The 24,687-nt window shown below is 38.5% G+C and carries 20 protein-coding genes; 10 read left to right on the forward strand and 10 right to left on the reverse strand.

Going from position 1 to position 24,687, the window contains the following annotated elements; all coding sequences use genetic code 11:
- Positions 1-97 precede the first annotated feature (97 nt).
- Both EG365_RS13390 and EG365_RS13395 read left to right on the forward strand, forming a co-directional pair.
- On the forward strand, positions 98-1,729 hold the full coding sequence (locus EG365_RS13390) for an inorganic phosphate transporter (RefSeq protein ID WP_001087641.1): 1,632 nt from the start codon (positions 98-100) through the stop codon (positions 1,727-1,729).
- A 166-nt stretch (positions 1,730-1,895) separates the two neighbouring features.
- Positions 1,896-3,230, forward strand: coding sequence for a D-serine ammonia-lyase (locus EG365_RS13395; RefSeq protein ID WP_000994873.1), 1,335 nt, complete (start codon positions 1,896-1,898; stop codon positions 3,228-3,230).
- Positions 3,231-3,273: 43 nt separating this feature from the next.
- On the opposite strand, the gene EG365_RS13400 is transcribed toward EG365_RS13395, so the two are convergent.
- The 5 genes from EG365_RS13400 to EG365_RS13420 form a co-directional block, all read right to left on the reverse strand.
- Complete coding sequence (locus EG365_RS13400) at positions 3,274-4,821, reverse strand: hypothetical protein (protein ID WP_000098357.1); 1,548 nt, start codon at positions 4,819-4,821, stop codon at positions 3,274-3,276.
- A gap of 536 nt (positions 4,822-5,357) precedes the next feature.
- On the reverse strand, positions 5,358-5,522 hold the full coding sequence (locus tag EG365_RS13405; protein WP_000854551.1) for a hypothetical protein: 165 nt from the start codon (positions 5,520-5,522) through the stop codon (positions 5,358-5,360).
- A gap of 109 nt (positions 5,523-5,631) precedes the next feature.
- Positions 5,632-6,639 (reverse strand): formylglycine-generating enzyme family protein, encoded by a 1,008-nt coding sequence (locus tag EG365_RS13410; protein WP_000769049.1) that lies wholly within the window; start codon positions 6,637-6,639, stop codon positions 5,632-5,634.
- The gene (locus EG365_RS13415; RefSeq protein WP_000875353.1) at positions 6,636-8,312 is read right to left on the reverse strand and encodes an arylsulfatase; all 1,677 of its coding nucleotides are present in this window, start codon (positions 8,310-8,312) and stop codon (positions 6,636-6,638) included. The genes EG365_RS13410 and EG365_RS13415 overlap by 4 nt, the downstream gene beginning before the upstream one ends.
- 170 nt (positions 8,313-8,482) lie before the next feature.
- Complete coding sequence (locus tag EG365_RS13420; protein ID WP_000902940.1) at positions 8,483-9,100, reverse strand: rhomboid family intramembrane serine protease; 618 nt, start codon at positions 9,098-9,100, stop codon at positions 8,483-8,485.
- Positions 9,101-9,257: 157 nt separating this feature from the next.
- On the opposite strand from EG365_RS13420, the gene nfuA reads away from it, so the two are divergent.
- The gene (nfuA, locus tag EG365_RS13425) at positions 9,258-9,896 is read left to right on the forward strand and encodes a Fe-S biogenesis protein NfuA (protein ID WP_000102721.1); all 639 of its coding nucleotides are present in this window, start codon (positions 9,258-9,260) and stop codon (positions 9,894-9,896) included.
- A 169-nt stretch (positions 9,897-10,065) separates the two neighbouring features.
- Complete coding sequence (locus EG365_RS13430) at positions 10,066-12,330, forward strand: TonB-dependent siderophore receptor (protein ID WP_000044170.1); 2,265 nt, start codon at positions 10,066-10,068, stop codon at positions 12,328-12,330.
- A gap of 22 nt (positions 12,331-12,352) precedes the next feature.
- On the opposite strand, the gene EG365_RS13435 is transcribed toward EG365_RS13430, so the two are convergent.
- The gene (locus EG365_RS13435) at positions 12,353-13,360 is read right to left on the reverse strand and encodes a hypothetical protein (protein WP_000107246.1); all 1,008 of its coding nucleotides are present in this window, start codon (positions 13,358-13,360) and stop codon (positions 12,353-12,355) included.
- A 26-nt stretch (positions 13,361-13,386) separates the two neighbouring features.
- The gene (locus EG365_RS13440; RefSeq protein ID WP_000197531.1) at positions 13,387-14,412 is read right to left on the reverse strand and encodes an alpha/beta fold hydrolase; all 1,026 of its coding nucleotides are present in this window, start codon (positions 14,410-14,412) and stop codon (positions 13,387-13,389) included.
- Positions 14,413-14,696: 284 nt separating this feature from the next.
- On the opposite strand from EG365_RS13440, the gene EG365_RS13445 reads away from it, so the two are divergent.
- Positions 14,697-15,311 (forward strand): carbonic anhydrase, encoded by a 615-nt coding sequence (locus EG365_RS13445; protein WP_001141695.1) that lies wholly within the window; start codon positions 14,697-14,699, stop codon positions 15,309-15,311.
- Positions 15,312-15,343: 32 nt separating this feature from the next.
- Here the strand turns inward: EG365_RS13445 and EG365_RS13450 are convergent, their stop codons facing one another.
- Complete coding sequence (locus tag EG365_RS13450; RefSeq protein ID WP_002075186.1) at positions 15,344-15,967, reverse strand: arylesterase; 624 nt, start codon at positions 15,965-15,967, stop codon at positions 15,344-15,346.
- 44 nt (positions 15,968-16,011) lie between these two features.
- Here EG365_RS13450 and EG365_RS13455 point away from each other — a divergent pair, with 44 nt between their 5' ends.
- Both EG365_RS13455 and EG365_RS13460 read left to right on the forward strand, forming a co-directional pair.
- Positions 16,012-16,704 carry an ABC transporter ATP-binding protein gene (locus EG365_RS13455; protein ID WP_001136089.1) on the forward strand — a complete coding sequence of 231 codons (693 nt, stop codon included), beginning with the start codon at positions 16,012-16,014 and terminating at the stop codon, positions 16,702-16,704.
- Positions 16,705-16,707: 3 nt separating this feature from the next.
- Positions 16,708-19,167, forward strand: coding sequence for an ABC transporter permease (locus EG365_RS13460; RefSeq protein ID WP_001245177.1), 2,460 nt, complete (start codon positions 16,708-16,710; stop codon positions 19,165-19,167).
- A 1-nt stretch (position 19,168) separates the two neighbouring features.
- Here the strand turns inward: EG365_RS13460 and EG365_RS13465 are convergent, their stop codons facing one another.
- Positions 19,169-19,978: a rhomboid family intramembrane serine protease gene (locus EG365_RS13465; protein ID WP_000195950.1), complete on the reverse strand. Its 810-nt coding sequence runs from the start codon at positions 19,976-19,978 to the stop codon at positions 19,169-19,171.
- Positions 19,979-20,054: 76 nt separating this feature from the next.
- On the opposite strand from EG365_RS13465, the gene mtgA reads away from it, so the two are divergent.
- The 3 genes from mtgA (at position 20,055) to EG365_RS13480 (ending at position 23,745) form a co-directional block, all read left to right on the forward strand.
- Positions 20,055-20,732, forward strand: coding sequence for a monofunctional biosynthetic peptidoglycan transglycosylase (gene mtgA, locus EG365_RS13470; protein ID WP_000642933.1), 678 nt, complete (start codon positions 20,055-20,057; stop codon positions 20,730-20,732).
- A 104-nt stretch (positions 20,733-20,836) separates the two neighbouring features.
- Positions 20,837-22,915 (forward strand): polyphosphate kinase 1, encoded by a 2,079-nt coding sequence (ppk1, locus tag EG365_RS13475; RefSeq protein WP_001090301.1) that lies wholly within the window; start codon positions 20,837-20,839, stop codon positions 22,913-22,915.
- A 239-nt stretch (positions 22,916-23,154) separates the two neighbouring features.
- Complete coding sequence (locus EG365_RS13480) at positions 23,155-23,745, forward strand: SPOR domain-containing protein (protein ID WP_001150730.1); 591 nt, start codon at positions 23,155-23,157, stop codon at positions 23,743-23,745.
- A gap of 29 nt (positions 23,746-23,774) precedes the next feature.
- Here EG365_RS13480 and oxyR read toward each other — a convergent pair whose 3' ends face one another.
- A complete protein-coding gene (gene oxyR, locus EG365_RS13485; protein ID WP_000729506.1) occupies positions 23,775-24,683 on the reverse strand; it encodes a LysR family transcriptional regulator OxyR in 909 nt (302 codons plus the stop codon).
- Between the last annotated feature and the right edge of the window lie 4 nt (positions 24,684-24,687).

Genomic DNA, 24,687 nt, shown 5'->3' on the forward strand with positions numbered 1-24,687 from the left:
ATATAAAAAATTGACTTCATCAGGCGCCTCTTTGTCATATAATTGTCATAATTTAATTTAAGAATACAGAGGATTTTATTATCCTCTTACCGTCTGCATGAATTCTAATCTACCCCCTGTTTCGGATTCAAAACTTGCGGCAAACCTGCAAGCAAAATCGACGAATGTACATGTCCCGACACCTAAGTTTTTTATGCCGGTGTTTCTGACGATTATTATTGCAACACTTATTTATATTGGGTTTCAGGTCAGTGCTGATTTAGCGCATGTTCCACCTTTAAGCCTTTATTCAGTTATTCTTTTATCTACTGCACTCTTGATTGCACTAGGCTTTGAATTTGTAAACGGTTTCCATGACACTGCTAATGCAGTTGCAACGGTTATTTATACAAATGCTTTGCCTGCACCGGTTGCAGTCATGTGGGCAGGTTTTTGTAATTTCCTTGGGGTAATGGTCGCAAGTGGTGCTGTTGCGTATGGCATTATTGCATTGCTTCCAGTTGAACTTATTATGAACATGGGCAGTGGTGCTGGCTTTGCAATGGTTTTTGCATTGTTGATCGCTGCAATTCTTTGGAATCTTGGTACTTGGTTCTTGGGAATTCCTGCTTCTAGCTCTCATACCTTGATTGGTTCAATCTTAGGTGTGGGTATTATGAATCATCTGTTGAGTGCATCGACTGGCGTAACGACCAGTGGTGTTGATATGGATCAGGTGATTAAAGTAGGTAAGGCATTATTATTTTCTCCTTTAATTGGTTTTGCTTTTGCGGCAATTGTATTCTTGTTGGTTAAAACTATTTTCAAACGCCAATTAGAATTATTCCAGCCACCTGAAGGAAATAAGCCACCACCAGCAATCATTCGCGCAATTCTTATCTTTACCTGTACAGGTGTGAGTTTTGCACATGGTTCTAATGATGGCCAAAAAGGTATGGGTCTTATCATGCTGATTTTGGTTGGTTTGGTGCCATTAGCTTATTCATTAAATAAAAACCTCGATACACAGCAGGTTCAATCATTCCATCAGCTTTCTTCTCAAACTGCGGTTTTGTTAAACCAAAATCAACCAGAATTGACTGACGAAAAAGCGCGTGCGGTTTTAACTAAATACATTCAAACCAAGCAACAAACGCCTGAAGTTGTGCCTGCATTGGCAAGCATGACTGACCATTTGGGTGAGCGTGTTTCTAGCTATAGCAACTTAAAAGATATTCCAGAAGCTGCAATTAGCGAAATCCGTAATGACATGTATTTGAGCACAACGACGTTTAAGCGTTTGGATAAGGCAGATGCTTTACCAAAAATGGATGACTCACAGAAAAAGCTTGTGAAAGATTATCGTAGTAGCTTGGATTCATTCTTACAATACATTCCAAACTGGGTGAAAGTGGCGGTCGCATTAGCGCTTGGACTTGGTACTATGGTTGGCTGGAAACGTATTGTGGTAACTGTCGGTGAGCGTATTGGTAAGCATCACATGACTTATGGTCAAGGGATGTCTGCTGAGCTTGTTGCAATGAGTACAATTGCTGCAGCAGATGGTTTAGGTATGCCGGTTTCAACAACACACGTTTTAAACAGCGCTGTTGCAGGTACTATGGTTGCCAATAAATCAGGCCTGAATTTCAATACTGTAAAAACAATTCTCTCTGCATGGGTATTTACACTTCCTGCAACCATCTGTTTGTCGGGTGGTTTGTACTGGTTATTCTTACAGTTTGTATAAAAGCATTTAAAAAATTAAAGCCACTGTTCACAGTGGCTTTTTTATTTGTTTAGTTTTTAAAGTTGAGACTATTTTTCATGTACATTCATCTATAAATTAATAAGTTGTTATAGGCCATCAAAACAGCTTTATAGGTTGGGCTTAAACTTTTATATCAGGATATATTATGAATGCGGTTCAAATAGATCAGTTAAAACAACAATTTCCACTTATTGAAACACTTCAAGCCTATCAAGAAACATTTTGGTTTAACCCTCACCGTTATCCTTTAAACGAAGCACTAGCGAAAGTGTGTCTTACAGAACAGGATGTAAAAGAAGCAGAAGCAAGGCTAGCGCGTTTCGCACCTTATTTGGCAAAAGTCTTTCCTGAAACTCAAGCCCAGCATGGAAAAATTGAATCAGCACTAGTAGAAATTGCGGAGATGCAACAAGCTCTATCGCTACAAAAGCATAAGACACTTACAGGGAAACTTTGGCTGAAAAAAGATAGCCATTTACCTATTTCGGGTTCAATCAAGGCACGTGGCGGTATTTATGAAGTATTGGCCCATGCTGAAAAATTAGCCATTGAGGCAGGGCTTCTCAAGCTAGAAGATGATTACAGTAAATTAGACCAAGACTCATTTCGAACATTTTTTTCCAAATATCAAATTGCAGTAGGTTCTACCGGTAACCTTGGTTTATCAATCGGTATTATGAGCGCGAAGCTTGGGTTTAGAGTGTCGGTACATATGTCTGCCGATGCAAGGCAATGGAAGAAAGATAAGCTACGTTCACTTGGTGTAAATGTGGTGGAATATGCCAGTGATTACGGAGTTGCTGTAGAAGAAGGACGTAAGGCAGCCGAACAGGACCCATTTTGTTTTTTTATTGATGATGAGAATTCGACTACTTTATTTTTAGGTTATGCAGTTGCAGGTTTGCGTTTAAAACAACAGTTTGAACAAAAGCAAATTAAAGTCGATGCAGATCATCCTTTATTTGTATATTTGCCATGCGGAGTAGGGGGCGGACCTGGTGGGGTGAGCTTTGGGTTAAAACTCGCTTTTGGTGAGCATGTACATTGTATATTCGCAGAACCGACTCACTCTCCATGTATGTTACTTGGCGTTTATACAGGCCTGCATGATCAGATTTCAGTAAATGACATTGGTTTAGATAACATCACTGCGGCAGATGGATTAGCTGTTGGCCGTGCTTCTGGTTTTGTCGGACGTGCTATGCAGCAGTTAATTGACGGTTACTACACCATTCATGATGAATGTTTATATGAACTCATTGCGCTTTTAAATCAAACTGAGAATATTCAAGTTGAACCCTCGGCGGCGGCGGGCATGATGGGGCCATATTATGTGCAAACTACTCCTGATTATTTGGCTTTGCATCAATTGTCAGCTGAAAAGTTACAGCATGCGACACATGTGGTATGGGCGACAGGAGGAGGAATGGTTCCACCTGATGAAATGCAAAAGTATTTAACGTATAGCCAACGCAATTAATTGCACAAAAAAGCCCAATTCTAAAATTGGGCTTTCAACGTTATTATTTTTTAGAAAATTTCCTAAATGGAAGTTTCTCGGCTGCAAAGCCATAGATGGCAGCAAAAGGAAGAGCTGTACGGGCCAAATAAGCCACACGCCATAGACCACCATGATTGGCACCTTCCATCATCAACTCTAGAGGGTGGTCGAGTACGGTTTCAGGGTTTGCAACAGAAGAATCATTTCTTAAGTCATGAATCCATAACGCTGCCATAATGGCATTCGTGGTTTCTGGACTAAATGCTTCTACATCAAAAAGTTCTGCGCCATTAAAAGCAGCTTTAAGGAGTGGATTCTTTGTGACCGAATGAGTTGTGGTAGATGGTGCAATATTAATACTTACACGTTGACCTTGATGACGGGCAAGTGTCGCACGCCATTGTTGAATACGTTTTGCCAAAGCGTAGTTTGGCCCTTGTTCAACTACCAAACAGTCTGCAATACCATAAGTTTTGCCATTTTCGCTAGTAATCAAATCTTGATAAGGTGCTTGAAAAAAACGTTTGAGTGAGAGTGTAGAAACACCTTTCACAGCCATTTTTTGTAGTTGTGAACGAGATTTAAATTTCTCTTGAGCAGCTTCTGCAACTTCTTTTGGTACTGCATAAACATCGGTTGGTGTGCACATAAACATTAAGCTGGTATCAGGTTTATGTTCACTCACATATTGCATAATACTGTCCATTGCCATAGAAACACGGACATGTTTTTCTCCGTCTAAATAAGCAATAGCAGCCAAGTCTAATTTTTGAGGAAATTGAACTAACCATTGGGCAATTTCTGGTATTTGCGTTAATAAATTAGCACCCAATTTATCTCTCAATGCTGAAGCTTTTGCCGAAGAGTCAATTTTTTCAATACTTGGTGCAATAAGCGTTGCGTTTCCTTGCTGGATTGTATTTAGAATTTTCCCCCAAACTCGTGGGTTTGGTAAATCTATTGCAACAATATTCGCTTTCCATCTTGCTAGCCAAGGTAATGGTCCTGCTTCTGAGGCTGCACCAAATAACACCATCGTACGGTCAGATAAATCAAACCATTCAGGATGAGCAGCAGCTTCGCGTAAAGCCTTAGCATGGCTTGGTTCAATAATACCTGCATTTTCCCATTTTTGAATTTGGTCAAGTAAGCTTTGCCCGCTCAGTTTTTGACCTTTATATGGAACATACCATTCTGGTGCAGCTTCACTTTCGCCTTTAAATTTTACTGTATTTAAAGGTGTAGAAGTGGGGATGTGTAGAGCATCTTTTAAAAGATAGTGTTTACCATCGCGGTAATAATCAAAAAGATGATGAGCCTTATGCAATCCCTGTTTTGCAATGGTAATTGGATTATTGCTGTTAGTAATTCCGTGCTTAACAAGTGCCTTAAAGTAAATAGGATAATTTTTTCGCCAATTTTTTTCAGCCAAAATCTGTTGAGCAGTTTTATTATCTACAATAGATAAAGCTTCTGACAAAATCTCTTGGCCTGTAAGAGACGTGCTTTGCTTTTTTATCGAGGCGTGAATCGGAAATTGTAGACCTTCGGCTGGACTCTGGCTGGACATAAAATATCTCGCTTGTACGATAAGGTTAATATACAGGTGTATACATTATCTATGCCAACGAAAAGAAACGTGTGGCAATAACTGCCAAAATAAAATTCAATATTTTTGTGATGAATATAAGATGAGTCATTTTTTATGATAATTACATCGCATTTTACCTTCATTTTTTTTCACATTTTTAGAACATTTTTATAGACTTACGTTACATAAATAGTTATTTTGTATAGAGCGAATTCATCAGGTTTGACCTGAAGGTAAAATGATCAAAATGTATCAATAAAAAGATACAACGATGAGTAAAAACTAGACTTTTTTATTAAATGATCAGAAAAGTCAAACGAAATAAGAAAGAATTGGGGTGAAACTAGATAGAAGACAACGTAAGATTGTCTTTTAAAAATCTTGGGGATATGGTGATTTTTTACACCATAATTTTCTAGTTTCATCCCATCTAATTTTGGGCTGGAACCCTCCATTTAGGTATTCAGTTCATCGTTTAATAGAAGTCTCTATCTAATGACTTTAAAAGAGTACTTCTAACAACGTCCTTTTTTCGCCTGTCCAGGTGGGCAAAAATCTCCCGGGTGTCCGTAATATGGAGAGTCAGGATCAATCACAATACTACCCTCAGGTGTATGTACTGCACAGGCTGATAATGACATTGTGAAAATTGCTGCGGCACAAAGAAGTAATGTTTTCATGTTGTTCTCGCTTTTTTATCATTCTCCCTTTTACTATAGAAATGTTTTGATTATATTTCGATCGGTTTTTGGTTAAAAAATATCTTTTAGCAGCTAAATTAAGAAGAAATTAAGGAGAGCGTAAAATCGTTCTAAAACCCACATGGGTGGCGGCTAAATCAAAATCTTGGGGATAGCGGCTACTATTACGATAACGTGAACAGTAATTTTCAGCACATAAAAACGATCCACCTTTAATCACATATTGAGTACTGCTCATTTCTTGTTGCCTTAAAGCCGAATAATTACCCATGTGCTGGTCGTGCGCACCTTGATAAGGAGAAGATGTCCATTCCCAAACATTTCCAATCATATCGAATAGTTTAAAACCGTTAGGTTTAAAACATCCGACAGGCGCAATACCAGTAAAATGATCTTGGTTCAGATTTTCAAAGGGAAATGCACCTTGCCAGTAATTCGCTTGTGGATGCTGGTGCTCATCGGTAGGTGCTTGATGTAAAGGAGTATCAGTTGGTGAGTTTGCTTTAGCTGCATATTCCCATTCAAGTTCTGTGGGTAAATCACGTCCTAGCCAAACTGCATAATGTTCAGCATCATTTTTAGTTACGTAGCGTACAGGTTCATGAGGGTTAGGAAGTGCACCATTTTTGCCGTTTGGTGTTTTCCATGTATATCCTGTCTTAAGTTGCCACCATTGCTGAGGGTGATGGGGGTCTGGAGAAAAAACAGCAGCTTGTTTTTGTTTTTCAGCATCGGTGATATAACCAGTTGCCTTCACAAAACTCGCGAACTGAGCAACAGTGACTTCAGTTTGATCAATCCAGAAACCTTTAACTTCCCGCTGTTTTTTTCCAAAGTTAAGTTCATCTGGATAAGCTTTTTCAGAACCAAAATTAAAATGCCCATCTGGAATGAATACCATGCCTGCGGTTGTATTTTTAAGCCAGTCTGTAGGAAGTCCTGTATAGCTCTTACACTGTTCGATGGAACCCAAAGCAGCCGATTGAATGGCATGCTTTGGTAAAACCGTTTTAGCGTCAGCGTTATGTTCAGACTTGCTACAACCTGTGATGAACAACAGGCCGATTGTAGTACTTAAAACCAATTTCAATTTCATTTGGCGTTATATTCCTGTACGCCATTTTGTTCAGTGTATTTTTGATAAACCGCTAATAGCTCTTGAACTTTTGCAGGGTATAGCTGCGCAACATTGTGATTTTCTCCACGATCAGTGGCAATGTTATAGAGCTCCCAAGAACCTGTTCCTAATTCAGGGCGACCTTGAAGTGCAATTTTCCATTCGCCTTGTTTTGCATATTTACTACCATGCAATTCATCAGCAAAACTGAAATTGGCAGGGCGTATCGTTTGTGATTTATTTTCAAGTACAGACTTCCAAGAATAACCGCTTGGCGTATTAATGGTTCGGCCTTTATATTGCCCTTGAGGTACTGGAATATGAGCATAATCTAATAATGTTGGAAAAACGTCGAGTACCGATGCAAAGCTATGATTGGTTTCTTCAGCTTTCTTTTGGTTTGGTAATTTCACAATAGCAGGAGCGGTAGTTGCACCTTCACCAGCTGTATCTTTCCATAAATGGAAAGGTGCTGCACTGACCTCGGCCCAACGTGGACCAATGTAATGATAAGAAGTAGGGGTACCTACATTTGCTACAGAATTATCAAAGCCTGATTCACTACCATAGCTTCCGCGAACAAAACCTTCTGCGCCATTATCAGAAACAAAGAAAATTAAAGTGTTGTCATAAAGATTATTTTGTTTGAGATATTGAATAATTCGGCCTACATTGGCGTCGAGATTTTCTACCATGCCTGCGTAGATTTCCATTTTGCGTGCTTCAAGCGCTTTTTGTTCAGCTGTTAACTCATTCCACTTGCCATATTTTTGTGGAGCATTTTGAGTCGCAATTGGTTCGGCAGCCTCAAAATTTACTGGAATAATTCCAAGTTGCTTTTGGCGTGCAATACGGGCATTACGGATAGCATCGTAACCAACGTCATAAACGCCACGATATTTTTCACGGTATTCTGCTGGCGCTTGTATAGGCCAGTGGGGTGCTGTATAGGCTGCATAGGCAAAAAATGGTTTGCCACTATTTTTACCTGACTCTAAATAGCTAAGTAATTTGTCGGTAAAATAATTGGTCGAGAAAAAGTCATCAGGCAATGCTGAAATAGGAATAATTTGTCCATCTTCGGTATAGGTTGAATTTCGCTTAAACGCACTTGGAGCTTGTTTAAAGTGGTGGTCTAAACCTTGTAATAAGGTAAATGAATGATCAAAACCTTTAGCATGTGCATTGGTTTCAGGTGTTAATCCCAAATGCCATTTACCGCTAATATAAGTTCGATAACCATTATCTTTGAGCACCTGAGCAATCGATAGTGAGCGTTCATTTAAATAGCCTTCGTAGCCAGGCTGTCCTTTTAAATGATCAGGGGTAAGCTCTGCCATAGCACCTATGCCTGCCAAGTGATGATCAGTACCAGAAATGAGTTGTGAACGAGTAGGCGAGCATGTAGGTGCAGTGTGATAGTCAGTTAAAATTCGACCTTCTTGCGCTAAACTATCAATGTTTGGGGTATGAATTTCGCCACCAAAAGCTCCTAAATCTGAATAGCCTAAGTCATCGGCCATAATGAATAAAATATTCGGCTGCTTTGGTGTACTTACTGCAGTTTCTTGTGAATCATTATCGTTACATCCAGCTAAAGATAAGCTAAATAAAGCAATGGAAAGACTAGATAGAAGAGCTTTGTACTTCATTGTATCATCTGAATTATTAAAAGAATTGTGCTTGAGTTTAATCAGATGGTTTTTGCAATCAAAACAAGGAATTGATCAAAGAAAATCAGAAAAATATCTGAGAATTTATCTTGATAAATAAATGAGAAAAAAAGAAAAGCCCATATTGGGCTTTTCTCAAAAATATGGATTTAAAAAGGTAGGCGAGTAAGTTGATCTAAGAAATGAGGAATCACTCTTGGCTCAATCAAAATCGTTACAATTACGCCGTAAGCTGCCCCCCATAAATGTGCACTATGGTTAATATGACTATTACCACGTTTACCTGCCCAAATACTATAAGCAACATAGAGAACTGCAAAAATAATAGCTGGCACAGGGATGAAAAATACAAAAATCAGCTTCCACGGCTGAAATAAAATATACGCAAACAGAACAGCAGATACGGCTCCTGAAGCACCTAGACTTGCCCAGTTTGCATCATTTTTATGTTGTAGGTAGCTTGGCAAGATCGCAAAAATTAATCCGCCTAAATAGAACAGCACAAAACCCATGTCATAAAAATATTGGCGATAAAAACTTTCGATGATGCTGCCAAAGAAAAACAGGGTAATCATATTAAAGAGCAAATGTGTACCATCTGCATGGATAAAACCATGAGTAATGAATCGATCAAATTGTCCACGTTGCATTGCAGGCGGCCAGAAGATCAAACGGTTCATGACATTTTGATTGCTAAAAGCAAGTAAAGACACAATGACCGTAATAATAATAAGAGTAATGGTGTGATTAAACGGCAAATGCAACATAAGAAATATTTAAAAATGATCAATACTGATGGCAATAATGCCATTAAAAACACAACTTGAAACCCTGTTGTGTATAAATCCGACAAATTTAGTTGATTTTTTTTAAATCCACCTCATCTTCGGTTAATATAAAGGCATCAGCTTGAGGAATATTGTTATGTCGACTGAGAACACCAACACTGCTGTTGCAGAAGAAATTCCGAACCTTTTGATTACACCATCTGCACAAGAGTATTTGCACGAATTATTGGCGAAGCAAAATACTCCGGGAATTGGCGTTCGAATTTTTGTTGAACATCCGGGTACACCACGTGCAGAGTGCTGTATGGCATATAGTGCACCAGAAGAAGTGGTGCCGACGGATTACAAACAGGACTATCCTGATTTCCCTGCATATATTGATGCGCCGTCTATCCCTTATCTTTTAGACGCAGTTATTGACTACAACAAAGATCGTTTTGGTGGTCAGTTAACTTTCCGTGCTCCAAACTCTAAAGTGCCGCGCGTAGGGCCTGATGCATCAATTGAAGAGCGTATTACCTATGTACTTCAAGCAGAAATTAACCCGGGTCTTGCAGGACACGGCGGTAACTGTAGCTTAGTTGAAGTGCAAGATGACCCTGAACATGGTCTTACTGCTGTATTGAAATTTGGTGGCGGTTGCCAAGGTTGCTCAGCAATTGATGTGACTTTAAAACAAGGTGTTGAAACAACTTTGAAAGAACACATTCCTGAACTACAACGTGTGGTTGACCAAACAGACCATACACAAGCAGAAGGTGCTTATTTCAAATAATTAAATTATTTGAAAAGTGAAATAAAAAAGCCTCGGAATGAGGTTTTTTTATTATACAATATAAATAATGATAATTATTATCAATATCATTTGTAATTTTATTTATCTTTGTTACAATGCGAAACTGAAAATGAGAGATGTTTAATAAATCAATATATTGGGAATACTTATGTCGAAGCGTATTATCCAGTCAGTGCTTTCTGTTTCAGTACTGGCAAGTATGATGTCTATGGCTTTTGCTGCACAAAATGAGCAAGAACAAGCTGAACAAACATTAGAAAAGCCTGCTGAACCTGTGAAATTGGAAACAATTTTTGTAACAGCAGAAGAGCAAGTGAAGCAATCGCTCGGTGTATCGGTTATTACCAAAGAAGATTTAGAAAAACTACCAGTTCGTAATGATATTTCTGACTATGTACGTCGTATGCCAGGTGTCAACCTGACAGGCAATAGTGCTACTGGGCAGCGTGGTAATAATAGACAAATTGATATTCGCGGAATGGGCCCTGAAAACACGCTTATTTTAGTGGATGGTAAGCCAATTAACTCTCGTAATTCAGTCCGTTATGGCTGGAAAGGAGAGCGTGATACACGAGGCGACTCAAACTGGGTACCAGCAGAAGCCATCGAGTCAATCGAAGTTTTACGCGGACCAGCAGCTGCTCGATATGGTTCTGGTGCGGCAGGTGGGGTGGTTAACATCATTACTAAAAAAGTGACTAATGAAACTCATGGTTCAGTAGAGTTCTATACTTCACAGCCTGAAGACTCCAAAGAAGGTTCATCAAATCGTGTTGGTTTTAACGTAAGTGGGCCACTAATTAAGGACGTTTTATCTTATCGTTTATATGGTAATTATAATAAAACAGAAGCTGACGATGTTGATATTAATAAATCAATTGGTAGTACCGCAGCTGGCCGTGAAGGTGTTAAAAATAAAGATATTTCAGGCCGTTTAGCTTGGCAGGCAACAGACCAGCAAACTGTCTTGCTCGATATTTCTTCTAGCAAACAAGGTAATATTTATTCTGGTGACTCTCAGTTAAATGCAAATGCTGAAGCGGATGCGATTCTTTCACAGCTGATTGGTAAAGAAACCAATACCATGTATCGTGATAGCTATGCATTAACGCACGAAGGTGATTGGTCTTGGGGTAAGAGTAAGTTAGTTGCTCAATATGATAAGACCCATAACAAACGTCTACCTGAAGGCTTGGCGGGAAGTGTAGAAGGAAAAATTAATAATCTTGATGATAAAGCCACTTCGCGTTTAGAAACTCTTCGCTTTAACGGCGAGGCTAATATTCCTTTTGAATACTATTTACCCCAAGTATTAACTGTAGGTACCGAATGGGTTGAAGACAGATTTAAAGATAATGTCTCGACAACTCAAGGTAAAGACAGCAGTGGTTCAGGTTATGGCGATCAATTAGCGAAAGGTGATCGTAGTAAAATGGAGTCACGTATTGCTTCTGCATATATTGAAGATAACCTGAAAGTTACAGACAGCACAGATGTTGTATTAGGTTTACGTTTTGATGACCATAGTAAATCTGGTTCTAATTGGAGCCCAAGCTTAAATATTACTCAAAAACTCAATGATTATTTCACTTTAAAAGGTGGGGTAGCAAAAGCTTATAAAGCACCAAATATGTATCAAAATGCCGAAGGGTATTTATTAAGTACAAATGGCAATGGCTGCCCTGCTAATATTGAGTCGCGTTGTTTATTACAAGGTAATGGTGATTTAAAACCTGAAACATCGGTAAACAAAGAGCTCGGTATTCAGTTCCAAAAAGATATCGTGAATGCGAGCTTAACTTGGTTCCGTAATGATTATAAAGATAAGATTGTTGCGGGTACTCATGTTGTTGGAACAGTTGATGGCTCAAGTACAAATGCAAATACAGGAGCTGTGACCAATACGAAGTGGAATATTTTGCGTTGGGAAAATACGCCTAAAGCCTTAATTCAAGGTTTTGAAGGAAGTTTGGGATTAGATTTCGGTGATATTCGCTGGACTAATAACTTTACCTACATGATGGACTCGAAAGACAAGCAAACTGGGAATCCATTATCTTTAGTTCCAATCTATACAATTAACTCAATTTTTGATTATGACATTACTGATCAATTGGATGTAAATTTTGTATTTACTCAATATGGTCGTCAAAAATCACGTCAATTTGCAGAGAATAGACTTGAATCCGGTATAGGTTCAGGAGGTGCGAATTCTGCGCTTAAGCCAAGTACGGTAAAAAGTTATAGTACCGCTGGTATTAATGTTGGTTATAAGTTTTCAGACCAAATTAGTACGCGTGTTGGTGTGAGTAATCTGTTTGATAAACAAATTTTAAGAGACAGCAATTCTATTAGCCAAACTTATAATGAGCCAGGTCGAGCTTATTACGCATCTTTAAAATATTCTTTTTAATCAATAAAATAATAAAGGCGCTTTAAGCGCCTTTATTATTTAAAATCTCTAATGCTTTTTCAGAATAATAAAACTTCTCTAAGTACACACGGGCACGACGTCTTAAATGTCCTGTTGTGACTAATTGTTGTAGTACGGGTACAAGCAATTCGGTGAGTTCATGCTTCACTAAATTTTCGTCAATATTAAGATCACGGAGCAACAAATCAAAATTACGTTCCTGATTACGTACATACCAAGTATAGATACCATCATGTACTTGCTGTTTTAGATAATCAGTTTGACGAATGTGGTCCCAGATTTCATGTCCTAGGCCAACAGTTTTTGTTAAATCTTGAACTTCTATATAGTTTTTTAAAACAGAAAGTGGCGAGGTTTTAACTTTATGCCAAACATTTGCCTGAAAATGGTAGAGCTTATCATTGTCAAAATGTTGGTTTAAAACACGCTCACTCATCTGGCTGAGTTTTAAAATATTCTTTTGCAAGTAATGGTTAATGGTATCGTCAAGATTAGAGTCGGTTACTGTTTCTAATACAGATTTGCCCATCTTCATAAAACGACCTACACCAGGCACGCGTTTTGACATAGATTCATCTAAATAATCATGCATTGTTTGCTGAATCAATTGAGTCAACAGTGCTGAAAAGGCAGGGTTATTCACAATTGTTTTAATGAGTTTTTTACGGTGCTCTTCTTTACTGGCAACATATTGTGCAATTCGATCAATGGTTAAAACAGGAATAACGTCTTCAACAGTTGCGGTGTCATTTGCAGGATGGATCAGTGCAAAGCGGATATGCTCCGCAATCTGTTCAATAAGAAAATCCGAAGCGGGTGTGTCTAAAATCTGCTTTTGAATGAGCTGTTGAACCTGTTCAAACGTCCAAAGGTGTTGTAATTGTCGACTCCCCAACCAATGATAAAACTGCTCAAACTCTTGTTGGATCACCTGAGCCTGAGCAAACTGCTCATCTAAAAAATCTAGATGAGCTTCAATAAGTTTTTCAATAATGGGTTGGGTAGACATAAGGTCTCACAAATCGGAAGTTTTATTTAAGGTGTTGTCGTTTTTGACGACTGGTTTGTTTCTACTTTCAGTAAAAACGGTACGTATTGTTGGATAACCAACTGTTCAGCTTCCAAAATTGGCATATGGCCTACGTTTTCTAAGATAACTGGAGGCTGGGCATTTTTTAAAAGCCGTTTTAGCTCGTTTGCTACTTCTACATTAATAATTTTATCCTGTTTACCCCATAAAATGAGTGTAGGGGCGTCAATCGTTTTAGTAAGTACCGCAAAGGAATCTGGGGTATAGACTTTATTGAGTGCAATCAATTGATCAACCAGTTTCTGGGTTTGAGGTGCTTGATTAATCATCAGTTTTTCTTGAGCTTGCAGGAACTCTTTAGGAATAAACGGAGGATTAAACATGGTTTGTTTTAATAAATAATTAAAATCACCTTTTTTAGAGACTAAAAGTTGTTTTAGATAGGTTGGATCTTTTAGATAAATTGTGTTGGCAGAACGGAAAATACCACCGCTATCGACTAAAAATAGACTTTTGGTTTCAAATGGATATTGTCCAGCATAGAGTAGGGCAATAGATCCGCCGAGTGAGTGCCCAGCAATATGAATTGGGCCTTTTAAATTGGCGGCTTCAACAAAGCGACGTAATTTTTCAGCTAAGTTGGGAACCGAATAATCAAAGTCTTGCGAGACGATAGTTTCGCCACTGCCCGGTAAGTCAGGAATAATAACGTGATAATTTGTCGTGAGATAATGGGCAACTCGGTTCCAGTTATCTCGACTGCCCGCTAGGCCATGAATGAGTAGTAAAGTTGGCTTTGTGCTAGAGCCACCTTCACTATATGACCAAGTGATATCACCCACCTTTAGGCTTTTGCTTTGCAGTCCTGCCCAGTTACGTTCTTGCTGTAATATTGTTTGAAAGCTGACATCAATATTATCGGCTGCCTGCGCTTGAGAAATGCTCATGACTGACAATAAGCTACAAGCCAAAGTCAGTGCAGTAGCAGTTTTTTTCATAGAGGCTTTAATTGGGGCGGACAGCCTTGTCATAGATTTCATCCTTGATGCTTAAGCGAGTTTGAAAAATTATTGAAAAACTTTGCCAATGAGTCATTTGCCAAACGTTTGGAATCAAGAAAATTATAGTCAATCTATAAACTAAAGTATGTCTATTTTTTCACTAAACAGTAGGCAATTGTGCGGTGATCTTCCTTATAAACCTAATTAAAATTTTAAAAAAATTTCCTGAAAAAGGATTTATTTTTTGTCAGTGACATTCAAATTTTGACACATTAAAATGATTTCTAACCTTGAAAAAACAATGGAAATATAAAATGCCTACTGCGCAAGAAGTTTTAGATCGTTTGAAAGCAGGTAATCAACGATTTGTAAATGGAAATACTTCCCTTGCAAAAACCTTATCACATCATGAACGCGCTGAAATGGCAAAGGATCAAAATCCATTTGCAATTGTATTAGGCTGTTCAGATTCTCGTGTACCAGCAGAAATGGTATTCGATCAAGGTCTTGGTGACTTATTCGTAATCCGTGTTGCTGGTAATGTTGTTGCACCTTCACAAGTTGGTAGTGTTGAGTTCGCGGCAGAACGTTATGACTGTCCGGTTGTAGTTGTATTAGGACACAGTCATTGCGGCGCGATTCAAGCGACTATTGATACGTTGATGAACCCTGAGCACCCGCCATCTTCTAACTTAATGTCGATTGTGAACCGTGTTCGTCCATCAGTTGAGATTTTAATGCAGACTGATTTAAAAAATGACTTGAAAAAACTCTCATGTCATGCGGTGCGTTCAAACGTATTTGCTTCGGTAAACCAATTACGTCATGGTTCGGCTGTATTAGAAAATCTAATTGCAAAAGGTGAACTGATTGTCGTTGGTGCTGAATATTCGCTAGAAACTGGTGAAGTTACTTTTTTTGACTTCTAATCAGTCTAGAAAAATTTGAAACTAAAAGGTGCCTATAGGGCACCTTTTATGTATGGGTAAGCTAAATTCAGTAATTTTGATTGTGCTTGGGTATTTGGATGAATCAAGTCATTTTGCATTAGTTGCTTTTGCCCAGCGACGCCATCAAGAAAAAACGGTAGCAATTTCACCTGATATTTTTGACTTACAGTTTTGTAGCTATTTTCGAATGCTTTGCTATAAGCCGTGCCATAATTGGGCGGAATCTTCATACCAAAAAGAATAACCTTGGCTTTTTGCTTCTGGCTTAATTGAATGAGCTGAGACAGATTTTTTTGAATCATTTGTGGTGGTTGACCACGTAAGCCATCATTCCCGCCTAATTCAATAACAACTACCTCGGGTTTATACGTTTGTAAAAGTTTTGGTAATCGTGCCAAAGCGCCACTAGTGGTTTCCCCACTCACACTTGCATTGACCACTTTATGTTGTTTGGGATACTGTTGGTCTAAACGTTTTTGTAGTAATTGTACCCAACCTTGTTTAGGGTCTATTCCATAACCGGCACTAATACTATCTCCTAAAATTAAAATAGTTTTTGCCGAGACGAACATGGGCAACATGCTCAATGAGATGAGCAAGAGACTTTTAGAACCAAACAAATAAGATTTATACATTTGTGTTTCGACCCGAATACTCAATATATAGGACTGTTCACATCATGCCACAACCTATCATTGCTGCCCATCAAGTTACACAAACTATTCAGATTAACCAAAATCAATTTACGATTTTAAAAAATATTGATTTAGATATTTATGAAGGGGAGCAGGTAGCAATTACAGGACGTTCTGGTTCAGGAAAATCAACTTTACTGGGTATTTTAGCGACTTTAGACCAACCCTTTGAAGGTGAGGTGTGGTTATGTGGTCAGGCGGTTCATAAGTTAACAGAAGAGCAGCGCGCTCAAATTCGAATGCAGCATATTGGTTTTGTATTTCAGTCTTTTCAGCTTTTGCCACAGTTAAGTGCACTTGAAAATGTGATGTTACCGCTTCGGTTACGTAAAGATTTTGATTATAAAATTGCTGAGAAAAAAGCTTTAGATTGGTTGCATCGGGTAGGCTTAAGCCGTCAAGCTGAACAAACGCCTAAGGTCTTATCCGGTGGAGAGCAACAACGTGTGGCAATTGCTCGGGCTCTCATTGCCGAGCCACAAATTATTTTTGCCGATGAACCGACCGGAAACCTCGATGGTCAAACCGCCCAAGAAATTGAAACCCTTCTTTTTGATTTAAATCGGGAGCTTGGTACTACACTTATTTTGGTCACACATGATCGTAATTTGGCAGCACTTTGCCAACGACATGTCGAGTTAGATGATGGCCGACTAAAGACGGTACAGGGTGGTTAAATTATGCGTAATCTTCTCAAACCACTTTTGCTACAAAGCTTGCGTACCGGGGGCTTATATTTACTCATTATTGCGCTTTCACTTGCGATCAGTGCAACCACCGCTCTTAAGTTTAGTAATGACCAAGTTAAAAATGCGGTAAGTCTACAAGCAGCGCAAATGTTAGCAGCCGATTTGGTTCTGTCGAATAATGAACCTATAGACGCAAAATGGCAAAAAAGGGCAGATCAGCTTGGCTTAAAGCAGACTAATGTGACCATGTTTAGTTCAATGGCACATACTCAAGATCAGTTTGTCATGGTCAATGTAAAAGCAATAGAACCTGCATTCCCATTAAGAGGAAAGCTTGAGATTGAACCTATAGCGCGTGGTATCCAACCAGGTGAAGTATGGTTGAGTCAAAGGGCAGCCGATTTACTTAAAGTTAAACTAGGCGATATGGTATCTATTGCAGATGCGGCATTTCGCTTTAGTGGCGTGATTGTGCGAGATTCAAATCAAGAACTTGGTTTTTCTGGTTTTTCGCCTACTGTCATTATTCATCAAGCAGATATTGCTAAAACTCATGCAATTCAAACTGGTAGTAGAATCGATTATCGACTGTTAATGTCTGGTCAGCCTGAACAGGTTCAGTCATTTTCAAGGCAATTTAAGCAACAGCATCAACCTGCAAATGAACAGGAAGAAACCATAGGGTTACGTTTACGCGATGCCAGTGAATCAAATAGCAGATTATTACGTCCGTTAGAAAACCTAGATACCTTTTTGCAATTGGCCAATATTTTAACAATTTTATTGTGTGGTATCGCCATTGCTTTAACGAGTCAAAGATATGTTCAGCAAAACCAAGATCACATTGCTTTAATACGTTGTTTAGGTGCGAGTAAGTTTCAAATTTTATGGGCCTATATCAGGTTACTTTGTGTAGTCAGTGCAATTTCGATTGCGATCGGTAGTCTCTTAGGAATAATGATGGGCTATGGCTTGCTTGAGCTCATGCTACAACTGATTCCACAACTAGAGTTAAGTTTCTCTGTGGTTGGTTTTTTACTTGGTCCCTTACCAATTGCCATTTTTACCAGTGTAATTGTGCTACTTGGATTCATTTTGCCAAGCATTTGGGAGTTGTTAAATACTCCTCCCATCCGTGTTATTCGGGAACAGGCAAAATCCCGAAAATCATTATTCTTTATGTTTTTTGCAGGCATCACCAGTCTTGTTATTTTTAGCTTAGTTTTAAGTGAAAATTTAATGCTCAGTATTTGGGTACTAACAGCGATTATTCTGCTTTGCATTTTACTTTACACCGTTGTCTGGCTATTGCTCCGTGCTTTAAAAAAGATGAAAACCCGTTTGTCTTTTTATATTCGTTCAGCATCGCAAAGTGCCTTACAAATTACAGCACTGGCTTTGGGTTTAAGCCTCATTACCGTGTTAAGTGTATTAAGAACAGATTTATTAGAGCGTTGGCAACAGCAATTACCAGAGGGAACACCAAACCAGTTTGTTTATGGTCTACCACCATTTGATTTAAAAGCCTTTGAGCAACAGTTAAAGCAAAATGGTTGGCAAAGCACACCATTATATCCAAACATTCGTGGGCGGTTACTCGCAAAGAATGATGTACCTTTTTCAGAAGAAGCCATAAAGCAAAATAATGCTTTACGCCGCGAATTAAATTTAACGCAGTCGAGTGCTTTACCAAATGACAATGTCATTACAAAAGGTCAAGCGGAATTTAATGCAGTAGGCCAAGTTTCAGTTGAGAGTAAAACAGCAGAAAGTCTAGGAATCCAGATTGGTGACAGGCTTACTTTTAGTCTGCCAGAAGGTAGCTTGCAAGCTAAAGTTATAAATTTTCGGAGCGTTGAGTGGGAAAGCTTTAGTCCTAATTTTTTCTTTATTTTTTCACCTAAAACTTTAGATGAAAATGCTGGTAGCTACTTGGGCAGTTTTTATGTACCTAAGCAAGATCAACCTAAAATGATCCATATGATTCAGCAATTCTCCAATACGGTTTTTATTGATGTTGATCGAATTTTAGATGAAGTAAAGCGCTTAATGAATGTTCTAGTCAAAATCGTGACTGTGCTTGCAGCGTTAGTTGGCTTTTCTGGAATACTTGTTTTAATTGCTTGTTTAAATCTATTAATGGATGAACGCCGTCGAGAAGTGGCTTTGTTGCGTTCATTTGGTCTCTCTAAAAATAAAATGAAGCAGATGCTCAGTCTGGAAATTGGTTTTTTAGGTTTGTTAGCAGGCATTGTTGCCTGCTGTTTTGCCGAGGTAATTAGCGCTATTGCAAGTTATAAAATGAATATGGCTTTACAGTGGCATATTGAAATATGGTTGATTTTACCACTTGCTATGATGTTGCTTTGCGCTCTGATTGGCCGATATAGACTCGGTTATCTTTGTAATTTACCGCCACTACAAAGTTTACGTGAGCTGAACCAAATTTAAGTTAGGGGAGTATTTCTGGGTTCTGAATTAAAACCTCATGCCAAAGTGGAAGTAATGGTGAGTTAAGCTGATTACAGTAAGCATAGAAGCCCACAGTCATTAAAAGTCCTCCTAATAGACCTAAAAATTTTAGGAGGGTTTTAAATGGAGTGCGGTAGCTTAAATACCAAATCAGTGCGAGTAATGCACCCATAATCATACCACCGACATGTGCAGCATTATTAATACCTGTGGCAACCAGACCGAATATAAGGTTAATCGCCATAATCATTAATAATGATTTCTTATCAAGTATATAAGCTTGATGAGGCAGCGGCGGAAATAAAGAAAGAACAGTTAATGCTGCACCTAATCCCATCACAGCGCCCGAAGCACCAGCACTGACATGGGGAAGTAAGCTCTGATCAAAATGTTGTAATAATTCATGCCCATTTTGAATATTAATATAACTACTCAAAAGGCTACCAAACAAGCCTGCAAGTAAATACAGACCAATAAAGTATAAACGTCCAAATAAAGCTTCAGCGACATTACCAAAAATATATAAAGCCCACATGTTGAGCATAAGGTGAATAATACCAAAGTGAAAAAACATGCTGGTAAATAGACGTTCTGGCTGCCCGGAAAAAGTAAGTGGTGTAAAATCTGCACCCCAGTGAAGTGCATCTTTTATAGCTGGGTCACTAATGTCCACTCCAGATATAATTTGCCAGATGAACAAACCTACATTAATCGAGATCAGTAGGGCGGTCAGCCACCAAGCTTGTACATTGAGTTTACGATTAATGTGCGGAGGCTGATATTGAGTCATGCTATGCTTTTGTTATATATGAACATGCTTTACAGCTTAACATGAAAAAAGTTGAATACAGGAGATCAGGACGAACATGAAAGCCTTTATTGTTCGCGTGTTGTTAATTTTTATTGGGGCAATTCTCCTTATTCAGCTTTGGATCTTTTCAAGTTTGGTTTGGTGGCGTACACATGAAGTTGATACCACCATGTTTATGCGAATTGATTATTGGTCAGATCCATCTGAGCCGATCATTCATGAATGGCTTGACTATGATGATATTAGTGACAATTTCAAACATGCAATTTTAGCAGGGGAGGACGCAAAATTTATTCATCATCATGGTTTTGACTGGGATGGTATTCGTTTTGCGCTAGAGCGTAACAATGAGCAAGGAGAGGTTGTTGCTGGTGGTTCTACCGTATCTCAACAACTTGCAAAAAACTTGTTCTTATATAATAAACGTTCATTTATTCGTAAAGGCCAAGAAACTGTAGCGACATGGATGATGGAGCGCATGTGGTCGAAACGTCGAATTCTTGAGGTGTATATGAACTCTGTTGAATTTGGCAAAAATTTGTATGGCGTTGAAGCAGCGGCCCAATATTATTATGGCAAAAGTGCCAAAAGCTTAACTCGCGAACAAGCTGCTTTTTTAGCCGCGTTATTGCCTGATCCGAAATATTATCAAGATCATCGCAACGATCGTAAACTACAATATAGAAAACGCGTTATTTTACGTTATATGAATAGCACCCAGATTCCTGAATAACACTGTCTTAAAGATGTGTTATTTTTTTAGTTTTTATCAAATTGACATAATTTTGCAGCATACTATTTTGCAGAGATTTTGGTTGGAAAGAGATTAGGTTAGACATGAATACAGCGATTACAGCAACGACCCCAACAGAATATAGTTATAATGACCGTTATATTAATCGTGAATTGTCTATTCTTGACTTTCATTTGCGCGTATTGGAACAGGCCGTCGACCCTTTACATCCATTACTGGAACGAATGAATTTCTTACTCATTTTTTCGCGTAATTTAGATGAGTTTTTTGAAATTCGTGTAGCAGGTGTTATGGAGCAATTCGCTCTAGGCAATGAAAGTCGAAGCCCAGACGGTTTAACGCCAAGACAAGTCTTACAAAAAATCTCTGAAACTGCTCATGCTGCAATTGAGCGTCAATATCGTATTTTAAACGAAGAAATTTTACCTAAGTTACGTGAAGAAGATATCTGCTTTTTACGTCGTGGTGAATTAACACCAGCTCAATCAGCTTGGGTAAAAAAATATTTTCAGGAACAGGTTGCGCCTGTTTTAACTCCAATCAGTTTAGATCCAGCCCATCCATTCCCGCGTTTAGTCAATAAAAGCCTTAACTTTATTGTGACTTTAGAAGGTAAAGATGCGTTCGGGCGACAAATTGATTTGGCTGTTGTACCAGCCCCACGTTCATTGCCACGTGTTGTACGATTACCAGATGAGTTAACGGGTGGTAAAGAACATCACGTCATGTTGTCAGCAATTATTCATGAACATGTTTCAGACTTGTTCCCGGGCATGACTGCAACTGGTTGCTATCAATTCCGTGTAACTCGTAATGCCGATTTGGCACTTAATGAAGACGTTGAAGATTTGGCAAAAGCGTTAAAAGGTGAGTTAAGTTCACGCCGATTTGGTCGGGCAGTACGCTTAGAAGTAACCCAAAATTGTCCACAGCATATTTATGAATATCTACTTGAAGAGTTCGACTTAAACGAAGAACAATTATATAAAGTTGATGGTCCTGTAAACTTGGCTCGTCTGGTTTCGAACTTTAAACGCCCTCATTTGCGTTACGATTCACACACGCCAGTCGTACCAAAAGTATTTAAAAAGACCGAGAGTATTTTCTCGGCTATGCAAAAGCAGGATATTTTACTTCATCACCCATTTGAGTCTTTTGCACCTGTTATTCAGTTACTCCGTGAAGCAGCACGTGATCCGCAAGTACTCGCAATTAAACAGACACTTTATCGTAGTGGCGCAGACTCGGAAATTGTTCAAGTTTTAGCAGAAGCCGCGCGTAATGGTAAAGAAGTGACGGCGGTAATTGAATTACGTGCCCGTTTCGATGAAGAGTCGAATATCGAAGTGGCTAACGTTTTACAAGAAGCAGGGGCAGTCGTTGTTTACGGTATTGTGGGTTATAAAACCCATGCCAAAATGATTATGGTAGTGCGCCGTGAAAACAACAAACTGGTGCGTTATGTTCATTTAGGAACGGGTAACTACCATGCTATGAATGCTCGCATTTATACAGATTACGGCCTAATGACCACCGATAAAGACTTGTGTGAAGACGTACACCGTATTTTCCAAGAGCTCACGGGTATGGGTAAAATGGCAAAACTGAAAAAGTTACTCCATGCACCTTTTACTCTGCATGCTCAGCTCATCAACTTTATTGATGAAGAAATTGCCAATGCAAAGGCTGGTCGTAAAGCCCAAATTATTGTCAAGGTAAATGCTTTAACTGAAGTTCAGCTTATTAATAAATTGTATGAAGCTTCTCAAGCAGGGGTGCAGGTAGATCTCATTATTCGTTCGATTTGCTGTTTACGTCCGGGATTACCAAATTTATCGGAAAACATTCGGGTACGTTCAATTGTAGGCCGTTTCCTTGAACATACTCGAGTTTATTACTTTAGTAATAATGGCGATGCTCGTATTTACTGTTCAAGTGCGGACTGGATGGATCGTAACTTATTTAATCGTGTTGAAGCATGCTTCCCAATTGAAGATCCTGCTTTGAAAAAACGTATTTATCAGCAAGGACTCCTTAATTATTTACAAGATAATCAGCAAGCTTGGTTATTACAGGGCGATGGTACATGGGTACGTGCCCAGCCTGCCGCAGGCGAAAAATTGCATAATGCTCAAAGAGAATTATTAAAAACTTTTAAATAAAAAATTATTTTTAAAAAAGCCGACATCATGTCGGCTTTTTAATTAACTGAATTTCATAATAATTTAATTAATTTTTCTAAATGGTTGTAGGATAAACGGCAATAATTTGAATTAAGGCAATATGTTTGAAAAATATGTGATTCTTTACATAAAACATTGGATTTTAAAAATATACAAATCACAAGAAATCTACTTTAATACGCCGCATTAAATATACTTAACTTTGGTAAGTGAATAATATGCAAGACTTTATTAAAAGTTTATTTATTAGAATATTTTTGGGGTTAATGCCAGTGACTGCTTATGCGGATCAGAAGTGCTATGGAGATATTATTGTATTTCAGAAATTTGATGATCAAATGATATATCCTTATTTTATACATCCTTCTAGAGAGAAAAATAAGAAGAATGACACACCAAATAAGACAATCGTGATTCAGAAAAGAAAACTTACTCAAGAGGAATTGTTAGCACAAAAGAAAATTGACGATAATCAGTTAAAAAAAATTGAAGAAAAGAAAAATATTGAGAAGAAAAAGCAACTTGATGCAGCGGTCGCGAAAGAAATTTTAGAAAACGGTGAAAAAAAATGGATGGTGCAAGTTGCTTTGGCACCTAATCAAAATAAAGCAAATATGATTCAGTCCCAATTACAGGCTAAAGGGTATAAAGTTGTTACCAGCGCAACTACAAAAGGAATACGAGTCATGGTCGACCCTGCCAATGACTACGCAATTGCACAAATTATTCGAGAAAAAATAATTGCAGATGATAGCTTGGATTTGAGATCGGCTTGGGTATTTAAATGGGCTTCTCTAACAGCACAGTAAAATAAAAAGGAGTCCGAAGACTCCTTTTTTTATTCATGTAAGTTTGTGGTAATTTTCTGCATGATTTGCAGAAGAACATCAAACTCACTTTGCAACGGCGTACTTTTACGAGTAACAAGTGCTAAAGTACGGCTAGGTGCGTCTTCAATTGGTTTTGCAGTAATCTGATCATTAAATTTGATCATACTATTTTCAATTGCGATTTCTGGTAAAAGAGTAAAGCCTAAATCGGAAGAAACCATTTCAACCAATGTTGGTAGAGAACTTGCTTTTAAGCGGTTATCGTTTTTACGCTCACCAATTGGACAGGCGCTTAATACGTGGTCACGTAAACAGTGGCCTTCTTCAAGCAAAATGAGACGTGATAAATCGAGATCATCAAGTGAATTTGCTTGAAGTGCATTTGTATCTTGCTTACTACAAACAAGATATAAATTTTCTTTTGAAATTTCAGCTACTTTTAAACTTCTTGTATCAAAAGGTAGGGCAAGGACAATCATGTCCAAATTACCATGTTCTAGGCGCTCTACAATCTTCTCACTTTGAGCTTCATGTAAATGCAACTGAATCTTCGGTAATTGTTGATGCACTTCATCAAGTAACCGTGTCAGGATAAAAGGTGCAATTGTTGGAATAACACCCAAATGAAGATCACCTGTTAATGGTTCACTCATTTCACGGCTTAAACGCATTAAATCCTGAGCATCTGCTAGCAATACACGGGCTCGAGCAACAACTTGCTCACCTAATGGCGTTAAACGCACATTCTGACGGTCACGCTCAACCAGAACGCCACCTAGTAGCCTTTCCAGCTCCATAATGCCGCCCGATAAAGTCGATTGGGTAACAAAAGAGCGACGTGCTGCTTCAGTAAAATGCAAAGTTTCCGACAACGTAACTAAATATGATAGCTGTCTTAGTGAGGGTAATGCAGCCATAGTG

The organism is Acinetobacter sp. FDAARGOS_494 (genome assembly GCF_003812225.1).
Taxonomy (GTDB): domain Bacteria; phylum Pseudomonadota; class Gammaproteobacteria; order Pseudomonadales; family Moraxellaceae; genus Acinetobacter; species Acinetobacter baumannii.

What these genes read in the sequence shown, in the direction of transcription:
- EG365_RS13390 (WP_001087641.1), top strand. Translation starts at nt 98, where the DNA reads ATGAATTCTAATCTACCCCCTGTTTCGGATTCAAAACTTGCGGCAAAC.
- EG365_RS13395 (WP_000994873.1), top strand. Translation starts at nt 1,896, where the DNA reads ATGAATGCGGTTCAAATAGATCAGTTAAAACAACAATTTCCACTTATT.
- EG365_RS13400 (WP_000098357.1), bottom strand. Translation starts at nt 4,821, where the DNA reads ATGTCCAGCCAGAGTCCAGCCGAAGGTCTACAATTTCCGATTCACGCC.
- EG365_RS13405 (WP_000854551.1), bottom strand. Translation starts at nt 5,522, where the DNA reads ATGAAAACATTACTTCTTTGTGCCGCAGCAATTTTCACAATGTCATTA.
- EG365_RS13410 (WP_000769049.1), bottom strand. Translation starts at nt 6,639, where the DNA reads ATGAAATTGAAATTGGTTTTAAGTACTACAATCGGCCTGTTGTTCATC.
- EG365_RS13415 (WP_000875353.1), bottom strand. Translation starts at nt 8,312, where the DNA reads ATGAAGTACAAAGCTCTTCTATCTAGTCTTTCCATTGCTTTATTTAGC.
- EG365_RS13420 (WP_000902940.1), bottom strand. Translation starts at nt 9,100, where the DNA reads ATGTTGCATTTGCCGTTTAATCACACCATTACTCTTATTATTATTACG.
- nfuA (WP_000102721.1), top strand. Translation starts at nt 9,258, where the DNA reads ATGTCGACTGAGAACACCAACACTGCTGTTGCAGAAGAAATTCCGAAC.
- EG365_RS13430 (WP_000044170.1), top strand. Translation starts at nt 10,066, where the DNA reads ATGTCGAAGCGTATTATCCAGTCAGTGCTTTCTGTTTCAGTACTGGCA.
- EG365_RS13435 (WP_000107246.1), bottom strand. Translation starts at nt 13,360, where the DNA reads ATGTCTACCCAACCCATTATTGAAAAACTTATTGAAGCTCATCTAGAT.
- EG365_RS13440 (WP_000197531.1), bottom strand. Translation starts at nt 14,412, where the DNA reads ATGACAAGGCTGTCCGCCCCAATTAAAGCCTCTATGAAAAAAACTGCT.
- EG365_RS13445 (WP_001141695.1), top strand. Translation starts at nt 14,697, where the DNA reads ATGCCTACTGCGCAAGAAGTTTTAGATCGTTTGAAAGCAGGTAATCAA.
- EG365_RS13450 (WP_002075186.1), bottom strand. Translation starts at nt 15,967, where the DNA reads ATGTATAAATCTTATTTGTTTGGTTCTAAAAGTCTCTTGCTCATCTCA.
- EG365_RS13455 (WP_001136089.1), top strand. Translation starts at nt 16,012, where the DNA reads ATGCCACAACCTATCATTGCTGCCCATCAAGTTACACAAACTATTCAG.
- EG365_RS13460 (WP_001245177.1), top strand. Translation starts at nt 16,708, where the DNA reads ATGCGTAATCTTCTCAAACCACTTTTGCTACAAAGCTTGCGTACCGGG.
- EG365_RS13465 (WP_000195950.1), bottom strand. Translation starts at nt 19,978, where the DNA reads ATGACTCAATATCAGCCTCCGCACATTAATCGTAAACTCAATGTACAA.
- mtgA (WP_000642933.1), top strand. Translation starts at nt 20,055, where the DNA reads ATGAAAGCCTTTATTGTTCGCGTGTTGTTAATTTTTATTGGGGCAATT.
- ppk1 (WP_001090301.1), top strand. Translation starts at nt 20,837, where the DNA reads ATGAATACAGCGATTACAGCAACGACCCCAACAGAATATAGTTATAAT.
- EG365_RS13480 (WP_001150730.1), top strand. Translation starts at nt 23,155, where the DNA reads ATGCAAGACTTTATTAAAAGTTTATTTATTAGAATATTTTTGGGGTTA.
- oxyR (WP_000729506.1), bottom strand. Translation starts at nt 24,683, where the DNA reads ATGGCTGCATTACCCTCACTAAGACAGCTATCATATTTAGTTACGTTG.